This is a genomic window from Arthrobacter sp. N199823 (genome assembly GCF_002929705.1).
Lineage (GTDB): Bacteria > Actinomycetota > Actinomycetes > Actinomycetales > Micrococcaceae > Specibacter.
In genome coordinates this window covers 106,625-121,420 of record NZ_PJIN01000003.1, presented here as the reverse complement: position 1 = coordinate 121,420, position 14,796 = coordinate 106,625, and the positions used below count along the sequence as shown (strand labels likewise).

The following is a 14,796-nucleotide window of genomic DNA, read 5'->3' as shown; positions in this document are numbered from 1 at the left end:
CTGGACCCTGCTGGCGCACTGGAGGACGCTTCCCGGGGGTGCTTGCGGGCCTGAAAACAAAAAAATGCTGTTGTTTGACGGAAATGACATATTTCAAACCATGTCGAATCCGTCAAACAACAGCATTTTTCAAGTCGGTGGGCCCTGCGGGGCTCGAACCCGCGACCCACGGATTAAAAGTCCGATGCTCTACCAACTGAGCTAAAGGCCCGACCTGTGGACAACCTGGACAGCGATGAAACCACCTCTGCAAAAGTTGACGCATATCAGACTACCGCACCCCATGCGTCAGAATGCAATTGCGCCACAGCTTGGGTCCCTCACGTTGAGTGCGGCGATGACCGACAGCCACAGATTCCCCAGTGTCATGGCCTGCTTCTCGACCCGGCCCGGCGGGCAGGAGTAGTGTCGTGTCATGAATGATCGACCAGCCTCCCAAGCCCCTCGTCCGCACAAGCCGGTGCCGTTCTCCCCTGCAGACTTTGAGAACTACGCCGGTGGCATCGACCCAGCTCGCGTCTCCGAGGCCGCCCACCTTGCTGCCCGAGCCTTGGTCCATGGTGGCCGGGAGAGCAACGATCCAGACGTGACTAAACGGCTCGTGAAGCTGGCGGACAAGCAGGGGCTCGAAGCCATCGCGGAACTGTGGGCGGCGAGCCCTGCGCGTTCCCTCCCCGGCGCCCTCTGGCGCCTCTATGCCCTGCGTGCAGCAACGTTGCAGGATCCCGAAGGCATCAGCGTGTTCTTTCGGGCCGGGCAGCAACGGGCACAAGCGGCCAATGCCGTGGCCGGTGTTGCAGAGCCGCCAGGAGCCGAAGAAATCACCATCATGGCCAACGCCATTCTTTCTGGCGCCTTTGACGGCGACTTTGACATGGCGCTGGACCGTTCAGCCGCGTTTTGCCGCGTGGTGGCATTGGGGCAAGCCATCATCGCCACCGAACGTGAGGCTGCCCACGGCGAGCACGCTTCGGTCCTGACTAAAAAAGCCCACCAACTGGTGCGTACAGCAGAGGATCTCGAGGGCGCCGCTAAAGCGTGGCGCAACGGCGAGCTCGATTGAGAGCCCAACCAAATCCGTGTCCAGTTGACAGCCGGGGCCGGACGTAGAAGACTGAAAGCGGTGTCGAACCGTGGAACCCCCGGGCTCCATTTTATAGCCGCCTAGAGCGGCCCAGTGCCGAGAGGCGCTCCCGGTTCGACACCACTTTTCTGCCCTGAATATCCCCGGTTGTTCGAAGGAATCCGCTAAACAAAGGTCTCGCCGTGAAGTTGCGACTTTTCCCCCAAGAGACTGCAGGGCTGCAGGCATTGGCCCGCATGTCAGACCATATTTTGGCTGGCACACAAACATTGGCTGAGCTATTGGGTGCCGGCCGGACCGGGTTCACCCCTTTGACCCAATCGCTGCGCAAGCAAGAAGCGGAATCAACGGCAGACTTCGCCACACTCCTGACCAACATGCGCACCAGCTTCATCAATCCGCTCCCCCGTGAAGACCTGTACACACTGGGCCAGCTGCTGAATGAAACCAGTGAAATCCTCACAGGCGCTGGCGAACTGATTGAGCTCTACGTCCTTGACCGGACCCCCACCCGCATCAGCGATCAGCTGGAAATTCTCGCCCGCCAGGCCGAGCTGACCTCCACAGCCATGAAGTCGCTCAACGATCTAGACGGACTCGAGGACTATTGGCTGGAAGTGCTGCGTCTGGCCAAGCGGGCCCAACACACCCACAGGGTCGTTGTCGCAGAATTGCTGGAGTCCCACAGCGCCACAACGTTTACCAAGTACCGCAGCCTGTCAGACCAATTCGCAGCAGCCAGCCGTCAGATGCGCACGGTGGCCACACAGGTGGGCAGCATCATCGTCAAGGAATCGTGACTTGGTAGCGTTCCTGCTCGGTGCCGTGATCGTGACGGCCGCAGTTTTCGCGTTCCTGAACGGCTTCCGCGATGCCTCCGCCGCCGTCGCACTTTCTGTCCGGACCCGCGCCCTGACACCCAGCATTGCAGTCCTGCTGGCCAGCCTGTTCAACTGCCTCGGCGCGCTAGTGAGCGTGGCGTTTGTGGCGATTTTTGCGGACAAACTCTTCACGAACTTCCCTACCGGCCAGATGGGACTGATCCTGCTGCTGGCCGCCGTTATCTCCGCCTGTTTATGGGGTATTTACATGTGGTGGTGCGGCTTCCCCTCGTCGTCAACACAAGCGCTGATCAGCGGCCTCGTCGGCGCGTCCCTGGGTTCTGCCATCTTGGGCCACCAGACATTGCAAAGCATCAACTTCACCATGTGGTCGCTGGTCCTGCTACCCCTTCTCATCTCCCCGGTGGTGGCATTTGTGCTGGGTTTCCTTGCCGTCTACCCGGCGACGTGGGCAGCACGGAACACTGCCCCACATAGGGTCAATCGCAGGGCCCAGCAGATGCAGTCAGTAGCCGGCGCCGTGGTCGCTTTTGGCCACGGCCTCCAAGATGGTCAGCGCACGACGGCGGTTGTGCTGCTCGCCTTGTTGGCCGCCGGTTCCATTGGTGCTGACGAACTACCCATATGGGTCCCCATCTTCACCGCGGTGCTGCTGGCACTGGGCACCGCATTTGGTGGCTGGCGGATCTCCTACACCCTGGGCCACCGCCTGGTGCGAGTAGATCCCCTCCGCGGCTCCGTCGCCCAGATGCTCGGTGCGGCGCTGCTCTTCATAGGTGCGATTGTCCTACATATGCCGCTGTCCACCACGCACGCCATCACCGCTGCCGTTGTCGGGGCCGGCGCGAACCAACGCTTCGCCGCCATCAATGGCAAGGTGTTGGCCAAGATCGCGGGCACCTGGATCCTTACACCTATTGCCTGCGTGGCTCTGGGGGCGGTATTCTTCCTCGCACTCTCCCCGCTAGCCTAGCCGCCGGCAACCCTCTCCAAGCCGCGTCCCGTATGCGCTCAACTCCTGTTGTATCCAGCGCATAACGCACTCTGCGCCGAACTCATGGCGAGTCCAACGCATAAAAGAACAAGACTTTCAGTATGCGCGGAACCCACATTTGACTCCGGCGCATACGGGCAACTCGGCGGCAGCAGCGGCGACAGCCGCATGATTCTTCCTTAACAAAGTACGACGGCGACCGTCACCACTGAGGTGAGTGTCGCCGTCGTTCGTGGAAGAGCAAGAAATGCTGTCCTGCCAGACGTGGTGGACCCACGTTCGCCAGATTCCAGCAACATCGCCCCGGAGATTGGGTGGGCCCACAGTCTCGAGGGGCCCCAATCGAGGCACGAGAATGGGGAGAGGCTGGGGCTATCCGAAGCGGCCGGAGACGTAATCTTCGGTGGACTTCTGGGACGGGTTGTTGAAGATGGTGGCCGTCTCGGCGAACTCGATGAGCTTGCCGGGCTTGCCGGTTCCGGCAATGTTGAAGAACGCTGTCTTGTCGGAGACGCGGGCCGCCTGCTGCATGTTGTGCGTCACGATCACAACGGTGTATTCGTCCTTGAGCTCATTGATGAGATCCTCAATGGCGAGCGTGGAGATCGGGTCAAGGGCGGAGCAGGGCTCATCCATCAAGATCACCTCGGGTGAGACGGCAATGGCGCGCGCAATGCAAAGGCGCTGCTGCTGGCCACCGGAAAGGCCGGATCCGGGCTTCTCGAGGCGGTCCTTGACCTCGTTCCAGAGGTTGGCGCCGCGGAGCGACTTTTCCACGAGGGCCTCGGCGTCGGACTTGGGCATGCGGCGGCTGTTGAGTTTGACGCCGGCCAGCACATTGTCGCGGATGCTCATGGTGGGGAACGGGTTGGGGCGCTGAAAGACCATGCCGATCTGGCTGCGAACCGTCACTGGGTCCACGCCGTCGGCGTAGAGATTGTCGCCGTCGAGCAGCACCTTGCCCTCAACACGAGCTCCGGGGATGACCTCGTGCATGCGGTTCAGGGTCCGCAGGAAGGTGGACTTGCCACAGCCGGACGGGCCAATGAAGGCCGTGACGGACTTGGCTTCGATGGTGATGTTGACGTCCTCCACGGCACGGAAGTCGCCGTAGTAAACGTTCAGATCACTAACGTCAATGCGTTTTGACATGGTGGGGGTTTCCGTTCAGAAGAATTTAGCGGCCGGTCTTCGGCGCAAAGAGGCTGGCGACCAGGCGGGCACCAAGGTTGAGAAGCATGACGAGGATGATCAGCAGAAGGGCTGCGGCCCAGGCACGCTGAGTCGACGGATCAGCGTTCGACGGCGAGGTGGGCGTCATGATCTGCGTGTAAATGAACGTGGGCAGGGAGGACATCCACCCGGCAAAAACGTTCATGTTGATACTGCTGGCAAACCCTGCTGTAACCAGCAGTGGCGCCGTCTCGCCAATGACGCGGGCAATGGCCAAGGTGACCCCGGATGCAATGCCGGAGATCGCCGTCGGAATTACCACCTTGACGATGGTGCGCCATTTGCGGACACCCAATGCGTAGGCGGCTTCGCGCAGCTCGTTGGGAACAATCTTGAGCATTTCCTCGCTGGAGCGGACCACCACGGGAATCATGAGCACGGACAGCGCCACAGCGGCCACGAACCCGGTCTTGGTTCCTGGGCCCAGGATCATGGCGAAGAAGGCTGCGGCGAAGAGGCCGGCCACAATCGAGGGGATGCCAGTCATGACATCCACCAGGAAGGTGATGACCTTGGAGAATTTGTTGTCGGCGCTGTACTCCACCAGGTAAATGGCGGTAAGCAGACCCACCGGCACCGAGATGATGGTGGCCCAGAGGGTGATCAGAACTGAACCCACCAGTGCGTGGTAGACACCGCCCATGACGGGGGTTCCGTCTTTGACCGATGCATTGTCGACGGCGCCCGTCACACCGTTCATTGAGCTGCTGAGGAAGCCAGGGTTCAGCAGTCCGGGAACGCCGTTGACCAGCACCGTCCAGATGACCGAGACCAGAGGCAACAACGCGATGAGGAAAGCGCCAACAACCAGTGAGGTGGCGAACTTGTCGGTGGCCTTGCGGCGGCCTTCCACGACGGCGGCACTGATGACGTTTCCAGCGGCGAACAGCACTGCCGAGAGCACTGCCCAGCCGAAGACGTTGAAGCCGATCAGGGACATGAGCGCCGCGGCAATGACAATGGCCGCAGCAGCAATCACATAAGGGGTGTAGCGAGGCAAGCGGCCGCGGGTTAAGGCGGAGCGCTTCCGTTCGGTCATGAGCGTGGCCATCAGTTGGCTCCCGAGAATTCTTTGTGGCGGTTGATGATCCAGCGGGCCACCATATTGACCAGCAGCGTGATGAAGAACAGCACGAGGCCGGCAGCGATCAGTTCATGCATGCGCAATCCAAATGCTTCAGGGAAGTCGAGCGCAATTTCGGCGGCAATGGTTTGGTTGCCGGAGCGGATCAATGAAGCGATCAACGGTCCGGACGAGAGGACGAGTGCCACTGCCATGGTCTCACCGAGGGCACGGCCAAGGCCCAGCATGACGGCGCTGATAATGCCGCCACGGGCGAAGGGTAGAACGGCCATGCGGATCATTTCCCACCGGGTGGCGCCCAATGCCAACGCCGCTTCTTGGTGCAGCATGGGTGCCTGCAGGAAAATCTCCCGAGTCAATGAGGCAATGATGGGCAACACCATGACGGCCAGGACAATGCCGGCCGTCAGGATGGTTTTGCCGGTGCCGGATGCGGGTCCGGCAAAAATGGGAATCCAGCCGGCGTTCTCAGCCAGCCAGGCGTAGGGCCCCTTGAGTGAGGAAGCCAGGAAGCTAGCACCCCAGGCACCGTAAACGACTGAGGGGATAGCGGCAAGAAGGTCCACCACATAGCCCAAACCCTTGGCAAGTTTGCGAGGGGCGTAGTGCGAGATGAACAGAGCTACGGCCACACCGATGGGGGTGGCGATGAGCAGGGCGATCGTGGCGGCGATGAGCGTGCCAATCACGATCGGGAAGATGTAGGAGAAGAACCCCTCCCCGCCGGTGATATCTGCAGGTGCTGCGCCGAAGGTGGGCAGCGCCTGAACAATCAAGAACAGGGCCACCGCGAAGAGCACGGCAACAATGAGCGCGCCGGCGGTGAGGGCCGCACCGGAGAAAACTTTATCTCCGATGCGACCCTTCGCGGCCTGCCCAGCTCCCGCTTTAGGTACGAGCTTTGTGGTGGACAATCTAGTACTTTCTATTGACGCTTACGTGCGCTTATTTGGCGACGCTGATGGAGTCGATTGACTTCTTGGCCTTGGCGGCCAGTTCTGCGGACAGCGGCGCGCTCTTGGCTGCGTCTGCTGCCTGCTTCTGTCCGTCGTCGCTGAGCACGAAGGTGCCAAACGCCTTGACCAGATCAGTGGTTGCGGCATCCGGGTAGTGAGCGCAGAATACGCCGTAGGAGACCAACACGGCGGGGTAGGCGCCAGCCACGGTGGTGGTGCGGTCCAGCTTCAAGGAGAGATCGTTTGCCGAGCGGCCTTCAACAACCGTCGCTGCGTCAACAGCCTTAGCGGCAGCTTCTGCGGAGACCGGCACGTAAGCGTCGCCAACCTTCAGCTCTACCTTGCCCAGGGCGTCGGTAACTGCGGAGTCATCGGCGTACGTGATGGCGCCAGCGGTCTCGGTGACAGTCTTGACGACGCCGGAAGTACCCTTGGCGTTTTCGCCCGGCAGTGCTGTGGGCCAGTCGCCGGACTTCTTATCGGTCCAGACAGTGGACGCTGCTGCGGCCAAGTAGTCGGTGAAGTTTTCGGTGGTGCCCGAGTTATCGGAGCGGTGAACGGGCGTGATGGCCAGATCCGGGAGGGTGGCATCCGGGTTGGCTGCCTTGATGGCTGCGTCGTTCCAGTTCTTGATGTCGCCGCGGAAGATCTTGGCGATGGTATCGGCGTCAAGCTTGAGGTCCTTGACACCCTCTACGTTGAACGCCACAGCGATCGGGGAGATGTACCAGGGAATGTTGATGGCGCCGTCGGGGCCGCACTTCTCCTGGGCGGAGGCGAGTTCTTCGTCCTTCAGGTAAGCGTCAGAGCCTGCGAACTGCACGGCGCCGGCGATCAGAGCCTTACGTCCGGCACCCGAGCCTTCGGGTGAGTACTGGATCTTGGCATCGGTGTTGGCAGACTCGAAGCCAGCCTTCCAGGCGTCCATGGCCGCGGAGATGGAGCTGGCGCCCGTACCCGTGAGAGTTCCAGTGACGGATGCTCCCGTGTTTGCAGCGCTGGTGCCGCCATTGCCGGGGGTCACAACATTGTCTGTGCCGCAGGCTGAAAGTGCCAAAACGCCGACGGTGAGAACTGCTGCCACGCGGCCGATGTGAAGTGACTTCACGCTTTTACCTCTTCGATGGGTTGCATTGCCGATTCATTACTACTCAGACATTAGGAGGCCGAGGTGAAGCAGTGGCCCTGCTTAGGTGAACAGAAGGTTAACAGAGCGGGGATTCTTCTGGATCTTGTGCGATGCCGGTCACTTTTTCATCGTTTTTGGGGAATGATCACCTGCCGGACCACGTGGACTTGACGCAGATCACCACAAAAAGTAGTTGCTCTACAGCAACTACTTATATATAGTTGACATCAATCAACCATTTTCCTCACTTTTTTATGGAGCATTTTTTGTCTCAGAAAATATCCACCGCAAAGGCAGCCCCCGCGCTGTCCGAATCGGGGATGACACACCGTCAGGTAATGCAGTCCCTGACGGGCCTGCTCATGGGCATGTTCGTCTCGATCCTCGCCGGAACTGTTGTCTCGACTTCACTGCCAGTAATCCTTTCGGATCTTCATGGCAGCCAGACTGCCTACACCTGGGTAGTCACCGCCACCTTGCTGGCCACCACCATCTCCACCCCCATTTGGGGCAAGCTCGCTGACCTGACCAACCGCAAGTTGCTCCTGCAGCTTTCGTTGCTGATCTTCGTCATCGCATCAGCCATTGCTGGCTTCTCCCAAGACACCTCGATGCTGATCACCATGCGCGTCTTCCAAGGCCTCGGCGCCGGTGGTTTGACGGCCTTGACGCAGATTGTCATGGCCGACATCATCTCGCCGCGTGAGCGTGGCAAGTACATGGGCCTGTTCGGCGCTGTCATGGCACTCGGCACCGTGGGTGGCCCGCTGATCGGCGGTTTCATCACAGACGCCATCAACTGGCGCTGGAACTTCTTCGTAGCGCTGCCGTTCGCCGTCATCGCCATCATCTTGATCCAAAAGACTCTGCGTCTGCCGGTTCAGCCCAAGCGTAAGGTCTCCATTGACTACGCGGGCATCGTCCTCCTCACGGCCGGCGTATCGCTACTGCTGATCTGGGTAACACTGGCGGGAAGCCAGTTCGATTGGCTTAGCACACCCAGTATCTTGATGGTGGGCGGCGCCATCGTAGCCCTGCTCGCCTTCGTCTTCGTGGAGCTCAAGTCCGCCGAGCCGATCCTGCCGCTGACCATGTTCCAGAACCGGACCTTCACCTTGTCCGTCATCGCCTCCATTTCGGTGGGTGTGTCCATGTTCGGCACCTCGGTCTTCCTGGCCCAGTACATGCAGCTTGCCCGTGGCGCCAACGCCACACAGTCGGGCCTGATGACCATCCCCATGATGGCCGGTCTGCTGATCATCTCCACCATTGCCGGCGCCATGATCTCCAAGCGCGGCAAGTGGAAAGCCATCATGGTGACAGGTTCAATCCTGCAGCTCGTGGGCCTGTTTGCCCTGAGCACCATTCATTACGACACCAACTTCGTCCTGGTTTCCGTCTACATGTTTATCCTCGGTGCTGGCTTGGGCATGGTCATGCAGAACCTGGTCTTGATCGTCCAGAACGCCGTCACCCCGAAGGAAATCGGCGTGGCAAGCTCCGGCGTTGCCTTCTTCCGCTCCTTGGGCGGCACCATCGGCGTTTCGGTCCTGGGCGCCCTCATGGGCACCAAGGTTGCGGATCTGTTATCCAGCAAGTCTTCGGAGTTGCAGGCAGCCATCGCCGCGCTCGGCGAAAAGGGCAAGGACATTGGCGCGGCTCTGGCCAGCGGCAATATCCCGGCCGTCCACAGCTTGCCTGATTCAGTACGCGTCATCATTGAATCGGCCTACGGCGATGCTGTGGGCCACGTATTCCTGGTCGCCGCGCCGCTGAGTATTCTCACCATCTTGGCCATTGTCTTCCTGCCAAACCTTGAACTGAGCAACCAGACCCGTGACGAGCGCGCCAAGAGCGACGCCGAAGCGGCCAACTCGGTCTCACTGATTCAAGAAGCCGAACAAGTTCTTGTCGATGTCAGTGAAGCCTCCGTCGCAGTCGTCCCGGGCACCGAGAACCACTCGGTTCGCAAGTGACTAACCCAGTTCAAGCAGCCGGGCTGCCAGCGGCGAGTGCATCTGGTTCGGTGCATTCGACAGTCGTCGAGGGCGCGCCTGCGCTGCCGCCAGCGGAAGGCCTGGCGGAGGCCGTAAGAGACACCCAACAACAAATTGGCACCTTGCTGGTTCGGGCCAGAAAAAGCCTTGCTACCCCGGCAGCCACGATCCACCCGGATCTGAAGCCGATGAGTTTTTCGGTAATGATGCTGCTCGCTCGTTGCGGATCCATGCACCAGCTGGAGCTGGCCCAAAAGCTTGATACTGATAAGGCCGTGGTGAGCCGCTTGCTCAAGCAGTTGGAGAGCCTGGAACTCATCACCCGCACGGCAGACCCCGAAGATGGCAGGGCCATGATTGTGGCGCTGACTCCGCTAGCTCACGCACGGTATGAGTCAACACAGGACACCTCCCGCCAAGCTCTCTTTGACAAGCTCTCCCAGTGGGATGTTGCCGATGTGCGTCAATTCGCGAAGATATTGGCCCGCTTCAACGAGGATTTCAACTAGCCCCTTTTGAAGCGCGTGCTGCGCATTCCCTGGAGCGCCCCTCAATGCATTTGCGTGCGGGGAGGGGCGCTCTTGCGTGCCGGGAGGCTGAACTGCTCTTCGCGCATAGACTGGTTCCCATGCCAGAGCTTGCGCCGGCCGAGCCCACTAGGGTCGCCGCCACATTTTCGTTTTTGAAGAACCGCACCCAAGAAGGTGCACGTCGTAGCGCCAGCTCGGTTTTTCATGCCTTATTGATGTCAGTTTGCGCGGTGGGCGCGTATTACTTTGCCGAGTTGGTACTGGGTCACCAAGGTCCCCTGTTCGCAGCCACCAGCGCCATTGTTGCGTTGGGTTTTACGCGGGAACCACGGGTCCGCCGAGTTCTTGAAGTTGGCATTGGCTGCACCATTGGGATCGCCGTCGGAGACATGCTGTTGCACTGGCTGGGCTCCGGAATCTGGCAGGCAGCCCTGGTGGTTTTCCTGTCTATCCTGCTGGCCCGCTTTCTTGACAGCGGGGTCATCTTCACCACCCAACTGGCGCTTCAGTCCTTGCTCGTGGTGTTGCTGCCTATTCCCACAGGCGGCCCGTTTACACGGAGCCTGGATGCCGTCATTGGTGGTTGCTTCGCACTCGCCGCAATGTTCTTGATTCCCAAGGATCCTCGCCGGCAGCCCAAGGACGATCTCAAAGAGGTCCTGCTCCAGCTGTCCTTGGTATTACGTGAATGCGCCGCTTCCCTGTCCTACAACGATTCCACCACCGCATGGCACGCACTGGCTCGTGCCCGCGGCCAGCAACATCGCATCGATCAAATGCGCCAGGGCCTGCGCGGCTCGGTGGAAATTGCCAAGTTGGCGCCCATGTACCGCCGGCATTTGAATGAGGTTTCAGGCATGGCCCGGCTTATGCTCCGGGTAGATTACGCCATGCGTTCGAGCCGAATTCTGGCCCGCAGGCTCGCCTCGGCCATTAACAACACCGCACTCTCGGACGCTGGCATGGTCAACTTGGCCGAGGTCCTTTCTGGGACTGCTGCAGCTGTCGATGAGCTGGGCGCGGCCGTCACCGGGAGCAAGTCCCACGTCTCCCTCAGCCACGTCCGCGAATCACTGGCCGAGATTGCCGTCCGGCTGCATCCTGCCACGCTGGAAATCACGCGCATGGAGGGCGAAACGCTGGTGCTATTGTTCCGCACCCTCATGGTGGACCTGCTCGAGGCGGCTAATATGGAGCCGTCCGAGGCCCGAGCACTGCTCCCAGATCTGTAGCCCCGCGAAACTGCCGGACGCGTAACCCTTTTTCTCGTTTCCCCCTTTTTTAAGACGCACGACGCCGGACGTCTCACCCAGGCGCCCCGCCCACGCTCCGATGTCGGTACCCGGGGATAGGGTTGAACCATGGCAACAAAGAGCGCAAAGACAAACGCAGGGCAGAATTTCCGCTGCACGGAGTGTGGCTGGAAGGCCGTGAAGTGGGTGGGCCGCTGTGGCGAATGTCAGGCGTGGGGCACCCTTGAGGAAATCGGCACCGTGGTGGTGCGAACAACTGCTGCCACCACCGTGGTGCGCCCTGCCCAGCTAATCTCAGAGGTGGACGCCTCCAAAGCCGCTCATAATCTCACCGGCGTGCCAGAGCTTGACCGCGTTTTGGGTGGCGGCATGGTGCCAGGGGCCGTGATCTTGTTGGCGGGCGAGCCCGGCGTCGGAAAATCCACGCTGCTGCTGGACGTGGCCGCAAAGTTTGCCCGCAATGACCATGGTCAGGCCCCGCAAAAGGTGCTGTACCTGACGGGTGAGGAATCCGCCGCCCAGGTAAAGCTGCGCGCCGAACGCATTGGCGCCGTCGCAGACACCCTCTATCTAGGGGCTGAAACGGATCTCGGCACGGCGTTGGGGCAGGTTGAGGAAGTGCAGCCCGCCTTGCTGATAGTGGACTCGGTTCAGACGTTCAGCAGTGCCATGGTCGATGGAGCTGCCGGTGGCGTGTCGCAGGTTCGTGAGGTGGCAGCGTCGCTCATTGCTGCCGCGAAACGGTTGAACATGACAACACTTCTGGTGGGACACGTGACTAAGGACGGTTCCATTGCCGGGCCCCGCCTGCTGGAACATCTGGTGGATGTGGTCTGCCAGTTCGACGGCGAACGCCACTCCCGTCTGCGCCTGCTGCGAGCCGTGAAGAACAGGTACGGGCAAACCGATGAGGTGGGTTGTTTTGACCTAACGGACAACGGTATTGAAGGGCTGGCCGATCCCAGCGGGCTCTTCACCTCCCGCATCTCCTCCCCCGTCTCCGGCACCTGCATCACCGTCACCATGGAAGGGCGCCGCCCGCTGCTCGCCGAGGTGCAGGCCCTGCTGACCCCCTCCCTCGGTTCACAGCCCCGGCGCACCGTCAGCGGACTGGATTCCACCCGTGTTGGCATGCTGTTGGCTGTTCTGCAGCAGCGGGCCGGGTTGCGGCTGGATGCCGATGACAGCTTTGTGGCTACTGTGGGCGGTGCCAGGTTAAGTGAACCGGCCATGGACTTGGCGGTGGCATTGTCCATTGTGTCGGCCAAGACCAACAAGATTGTCCACAACAAGATGGTGGCCTTTGGCGAGGTGGGGCTGGCTGGTGAGGTGCGTCCAGTACCAGGCATTAACCAGCGCATCCAAGAGGCCAGCCGCTTGGGCTATACCCACGCTCTAGTGCCGGCAAGTGCGGCCGGTCCGGGACCGATTCCACCGGACTTCACGGTAAAGCAGATCGAACACATCGCCGAGGCCACGGAGCTTCTCCTGCACCTCTAGAGGGTATTGCGGGGCCAAAGGACACGGAACGGTCAAGATACACGCAACTAGTCACATGGAAGCGGGATAATGCCTACCGTGCGCACTATTATGGGCATTGTGACTCGTGCGGATTCCCGCGCCTGAAAAGAAGGAACCGCCCATGCTTCGCAGCCCCGAAGAGGCCTTGAAAGCCACTCTTGCCCGTGTCGCGCCGGGAACGCCGCTGCGTGATGGGCTGGAGCGTATTCTTCGTGGCCGCACGGGCGCTCTTATTGTGCTCGGTTCCGATAAAACCATTGAAAGCCTGTGCTCCGGCGGCTTTGAGATCGGCATCGATTTCGCCTCCACGAGCCTGCGGGAACTGGCCAAGATGGACGGTGCAATTGTCTGCGACAAGGACGCCACCAAGATTTTGCGGGCGGCTGTCCAGCTGGTCCCGGATCCCAGTATTGAAACTCAGGAATCGGGCACCCGGCATCGCACCGCTGAACGCGTAGCCATCCAGACTGGCGTACCCGTAGTTTCCGTCAGCCAGTCCATGCAGATCATTGCGCTCTATGTTGGCGGCCTGCGATACGTCCTTGAAGGTTCCGAAAAGGTTTTGGCGCGCGCCAACCAGGCCCTCGCCACCTTGGAACGGTACCGGGCGCGGCTGGACCAGGTAACAAGCTCCTTGTCGGCGCTTGAAATCGAAGCCATGGTTACTGTCCGCGATGTTGCCGTCACCTTGCAGCGTCACGAGATGGTACGCCGCATCTCCGAGGAAATTGCTCAGTACGTTCTGGAACTCGGCGTGGATGGGCGCTTGCTGTCCCTGCAGCTGGAGGAACTTTCAGCCACTCGAGGCTCCGGCGCAGACATGGTGATCCGCGACTACACGAATCCGGAAACCACAGATGTTGACGCGGCAGTGGCTGCACTGCAGGACATTGACCAGGCCGATCTCATTGACTTGAACCTGATTGCCGGTGTTGTAGGCCTGGTCTCGGGCAACGATTCTCTGGACGCCATCATCCAGCCGCGCGGCTACCGTCTGGTTTCGGGCCTCAAAGCAGTCCCGCGCGCCATTGCTGGACGTCTTGTTGACCACTTTGGTGGCTTGCAGAACCTGATGGCTGCCACGATTGATGAGCTCATGATGGTGGATGGAATTGGCGAGCTGCGAGCCCGCAATGTTCGTGAGGGCCTCTCCCGCATCGCCGAGGCCAGCCTGTTGGACCGTTTCCTCTAAAACTGCCGGCAGATACTGCCCACGGGCAGCTATGCCGCTACTGCAGGGTGAAGGAAACCTTCTCGCTGGACCATTTCCCTAACGTTGCCACGAGGGCATATGTGGCCCCGCCACGTCCCGGCACGGATACTACTTTGGCGCAATCCGGCGCCGTGCGGTTCAACTGCCACACCATATTGGCTTTTTCTGATGCACCCGGCGCCAGGTTCTTCACCAGATCCGTGGCGTCTGCTTGGCAGAACTTTGAGTTGAAAATAATGTCCTCACCACTGGTGATCACGAATTCCATTTGGCTTGTGCCTACGTTGATGTCGCAATTAGCCTTGCCGGAATTGGTGACTTGCAGGGTCAGAACAGGCTTTTCGTCTGCGGCGTAGCTTGGTTTATCGACGCTGGCATTGACCTTGATCCCGGCCTCGTCGCACACGGCCGACGGCGGAGTCCCCGCCTTAGCGGCCGACTTCGCCTTTTCGGTGCTGCTTTTAGCCACCGTTCCGCCTTGGGTGGCATCTTGAGATCCGGCTCCGAGCAGGCCTGCTACAAAGATTCCGCCGGCAACTAGGGCTCCAATGACCAGCAGTGCCAGGACTAGTGCCACGAGGCGGCGGCGCCGGTACACCTTGGCTGAGACTTTGGCTGTGCGCCCAGGACTGCCAGCGGGCGCAGCAGAAGAGCCCTTGCCACGACCGGTGTTCCCTGTAGTTCCCACAAACTCAAGCCTATCGAAGCAACTGCCCTGCCCGGACCAACCACGCCGTCAGGCATTGGGTGGCGCAAATTACCCAAATTACCGGGTTCCGGTCCCGGGTGCCACAGCTGAACATATTGCGCGTGGCAACGGTGCCGGACCGGGACCAATGCTAAGTCGCTGGTAGTATCACAGGGCAGCAAGAGCATGGACTAGAACCCACATAAATCGAGGGGCCCACCGTGCATATTCAACCCGCCTCTAGATACCATCGTCCGACTCGCTCACCGTCT

13 protein-coding genes and 1 tRNA gene are annotated in these 14,796 nt (G+C 60.5%); 8 read left to right on the top strand and 6 right to left on the bottom strand.

Annotated features, from left to right (window positions below; all coding sequences use genetic code 11):
• Positions 1-138: 138 nt before the first annotated feature.
• Positions 139-211: transfer RNA gene (locus CXQ93_RS07735), tRNA-Lys, on the bottom strand.
• A gap of 204 nt (positions 212-415) precedes the next feature.
• On the opposite strand from CXQ93_RS07735, the gene CXQ93_RS07730 reads away from it, so the two are divergent.
• From CXQ93_RS07730 to CXQ93_RS07720, 3 genes are all read left to right on the top strand, one after another.
• Positions 416-1,063, top strand: a complete 648-nt coding sequence (locus CXQ93_RS07730) for a hypothetical protein (RefSeq protein ID WP_104109886.1) — start codon at positions 416-418, stop codon at positions 1,061-1,063.
• Between the two features lie 203 nt (positions 1,064-1,266).
• Complete coding sequence (locus CXQ93_RS07725; protein WP_104109885.1) at positions 1,267-1,884, top strand: DUF47 domain-containing protein; 618 nt, start codon at positions 1,267-1,269, stop codon at positions 1,882-1,884.
• Position 1,885: 1 nt separating this feature from the next.
• On the top strand, positions 1,886-2,899 hold the full coding sequence (locus tag CXQ93_RS07720; protein WP_104109884.1) for an inorganic phosphate transporter: 1,014 nt from the start codon (positions 1,886-1,888) through the stop codon (positions 2,897-2,899).
• 393 nt (positions 2,900-3,292) lie between these two features.
• Here CXQ93_RS07720 and pstB read toward each other — a convergent pair whose 3' ends face one another.
• The 4 genes from pstB to pstS are packed head-to-tail and all read right to left on the bottom strand — an operon-like array spanning position 3,293 to position 7,301.
• Positions 3,293-4,072 carry a phosphate ABC transporter ATP-binding protein PstB gene (gene pstB / locus CXQ93_RS07715; RefSeq protein ID WP_104109883.1) on the bottom strand — a complete coding sequence of 260 codons (780 nt, stop codon included), beginning with the start codon at positions 4,070-4,072 and terminating at the stop codon, positions 3,293-3,295.
• Between the two features lie 25 nt (positions 4,073-4,097).
• Positions 4,098-5,204 carry a phosphate ABC transporter permease PstA gene (gene pstA, locus CXQ93_RS07710; protein ID WP_374953394.1) on the bottom strand — a complete coding sequence of 369 codons (1,107 nt, stop codon included), beginning with the start codon at positions 5,202-5,204 and terminating at the stop codon, positions 4,098-4,100.
• Positions 5,204-6,151 carry a phosphate ABC transporter permease subunit PstC gene (pstC, locus tag CXQ93_RS07705; RefSeq protein WP_104109881.1) on the bottom strand — a complete coding sequence of 316 codons (948 nt, stop codon included), beginning with the start codon at positions 6,149-6,151 and terminating at the stop codon, positions 5,204-5,206. Before pstC ends, pstA begins: the two co-directional genes overlap by 1 nt.
• Before the next feature lie 31 nt (positions 6,152-6,182).
• A complete protein-coding gene (gene pstS, locus CXQ93_RS07700) occupies positions 6,183-7,301 on the bottom strand; it encodes a phosphate ABC transporter substrate-binding protein PstS (RefSeq protein ID WP_104109880.1) in 1,119 nt (372 codons plus the stop codon).
• 341 nt (positions 7,302-7,642) lie between these two features.
• Here pstS and CXQ93_RS07695 point away from each other — a divergent pair, with 341 nt between their 5' ends.
• The 5 genes from CXQ93_RS07695 to disA all read left to right on the top strand — a co-directional run bounded on the left by CXQ93_RS07695 (position 7,643) and on the right by disA (position 13,815).
• The gene (locus CXQ93_RS07695; RefSeq protein WP_308470616.1) at positions 7,643-9,298 is read left to right on the top strand and encodes an MDR family MFS transporter; all 1,656 of its coding nucleotides are present in this window, start codon (positions 7,643-7,645) and stop codon (positions 9,296-9,298) included.
• A complete protein-coding gene (locus CXQ93_RS20380; RefSeq protein ID WP_146073186.1) occupies positions 9,295-9,828 on the top strand; it encodes a MarR family winged helix-turn-helix transcriptional regulator in 534 nt (177 codons plus the stop codon). The genes CXQ93_RS07695 and CXQ93_RS20380 overlap by 4 nt, the downstream gene beginning before the upstream one ends.
• A 119-nt stretch (positions 9,829-9,947) precedes the next feature.
• Positions 9,948-11,081 (top strand): aromatic acid exporter family protein, encoded by a 1,134-nt coding sequence (locus CXQ93_RS07685; protein ID WP_104109877.1) that lies wholly within the window; start codon positions 9,948-9,950, stop codon positions 11,079-11,081.
• Positions 11,082-11,210: 129 nt separating this feature from the next.
• On the top strand, positions 11,211-12,602 hold the full coding sequence (radA, locus tag CXQ93_RS07680) for a DNA repair protein RadA (protein WP_104109876.1): 1,392 nt from the start codon (positions 11,211-11,213) through the stop codon (positions 12,600-12,602).
• Between the two features lie 142 nt (positions 12,603-12,744).
• Positions 12,745-13,815, top strand: a complete 1,071-nt coding sequence (disA, locus tag CXQ93_RS07675; protein WP_104109875.1) for a DNA integrity scanning diadenylate cyclase DisA — start codon at positions 12,745-12,747, stop codon at positions 13,813-13,815.
• A gap of 37 nt (positions 13,816-13,852) precedes the next feature.
• Here the strand turns inward: disA and CXQ93_RS07670 are convergent, their stop codons facing one another.
• A complete protein-coding gene (locus CXQ93_RS07670) occupies positions 13,853-14,524 on the bottom strand; it encodes a hypothetical protein (RefSeq protein WP_104109874.1) in 672 nt (223 codons plus the stop codon).
• Between the last annotated feature and the right edge of the window lie 272 nt (positions 14,525-14,796).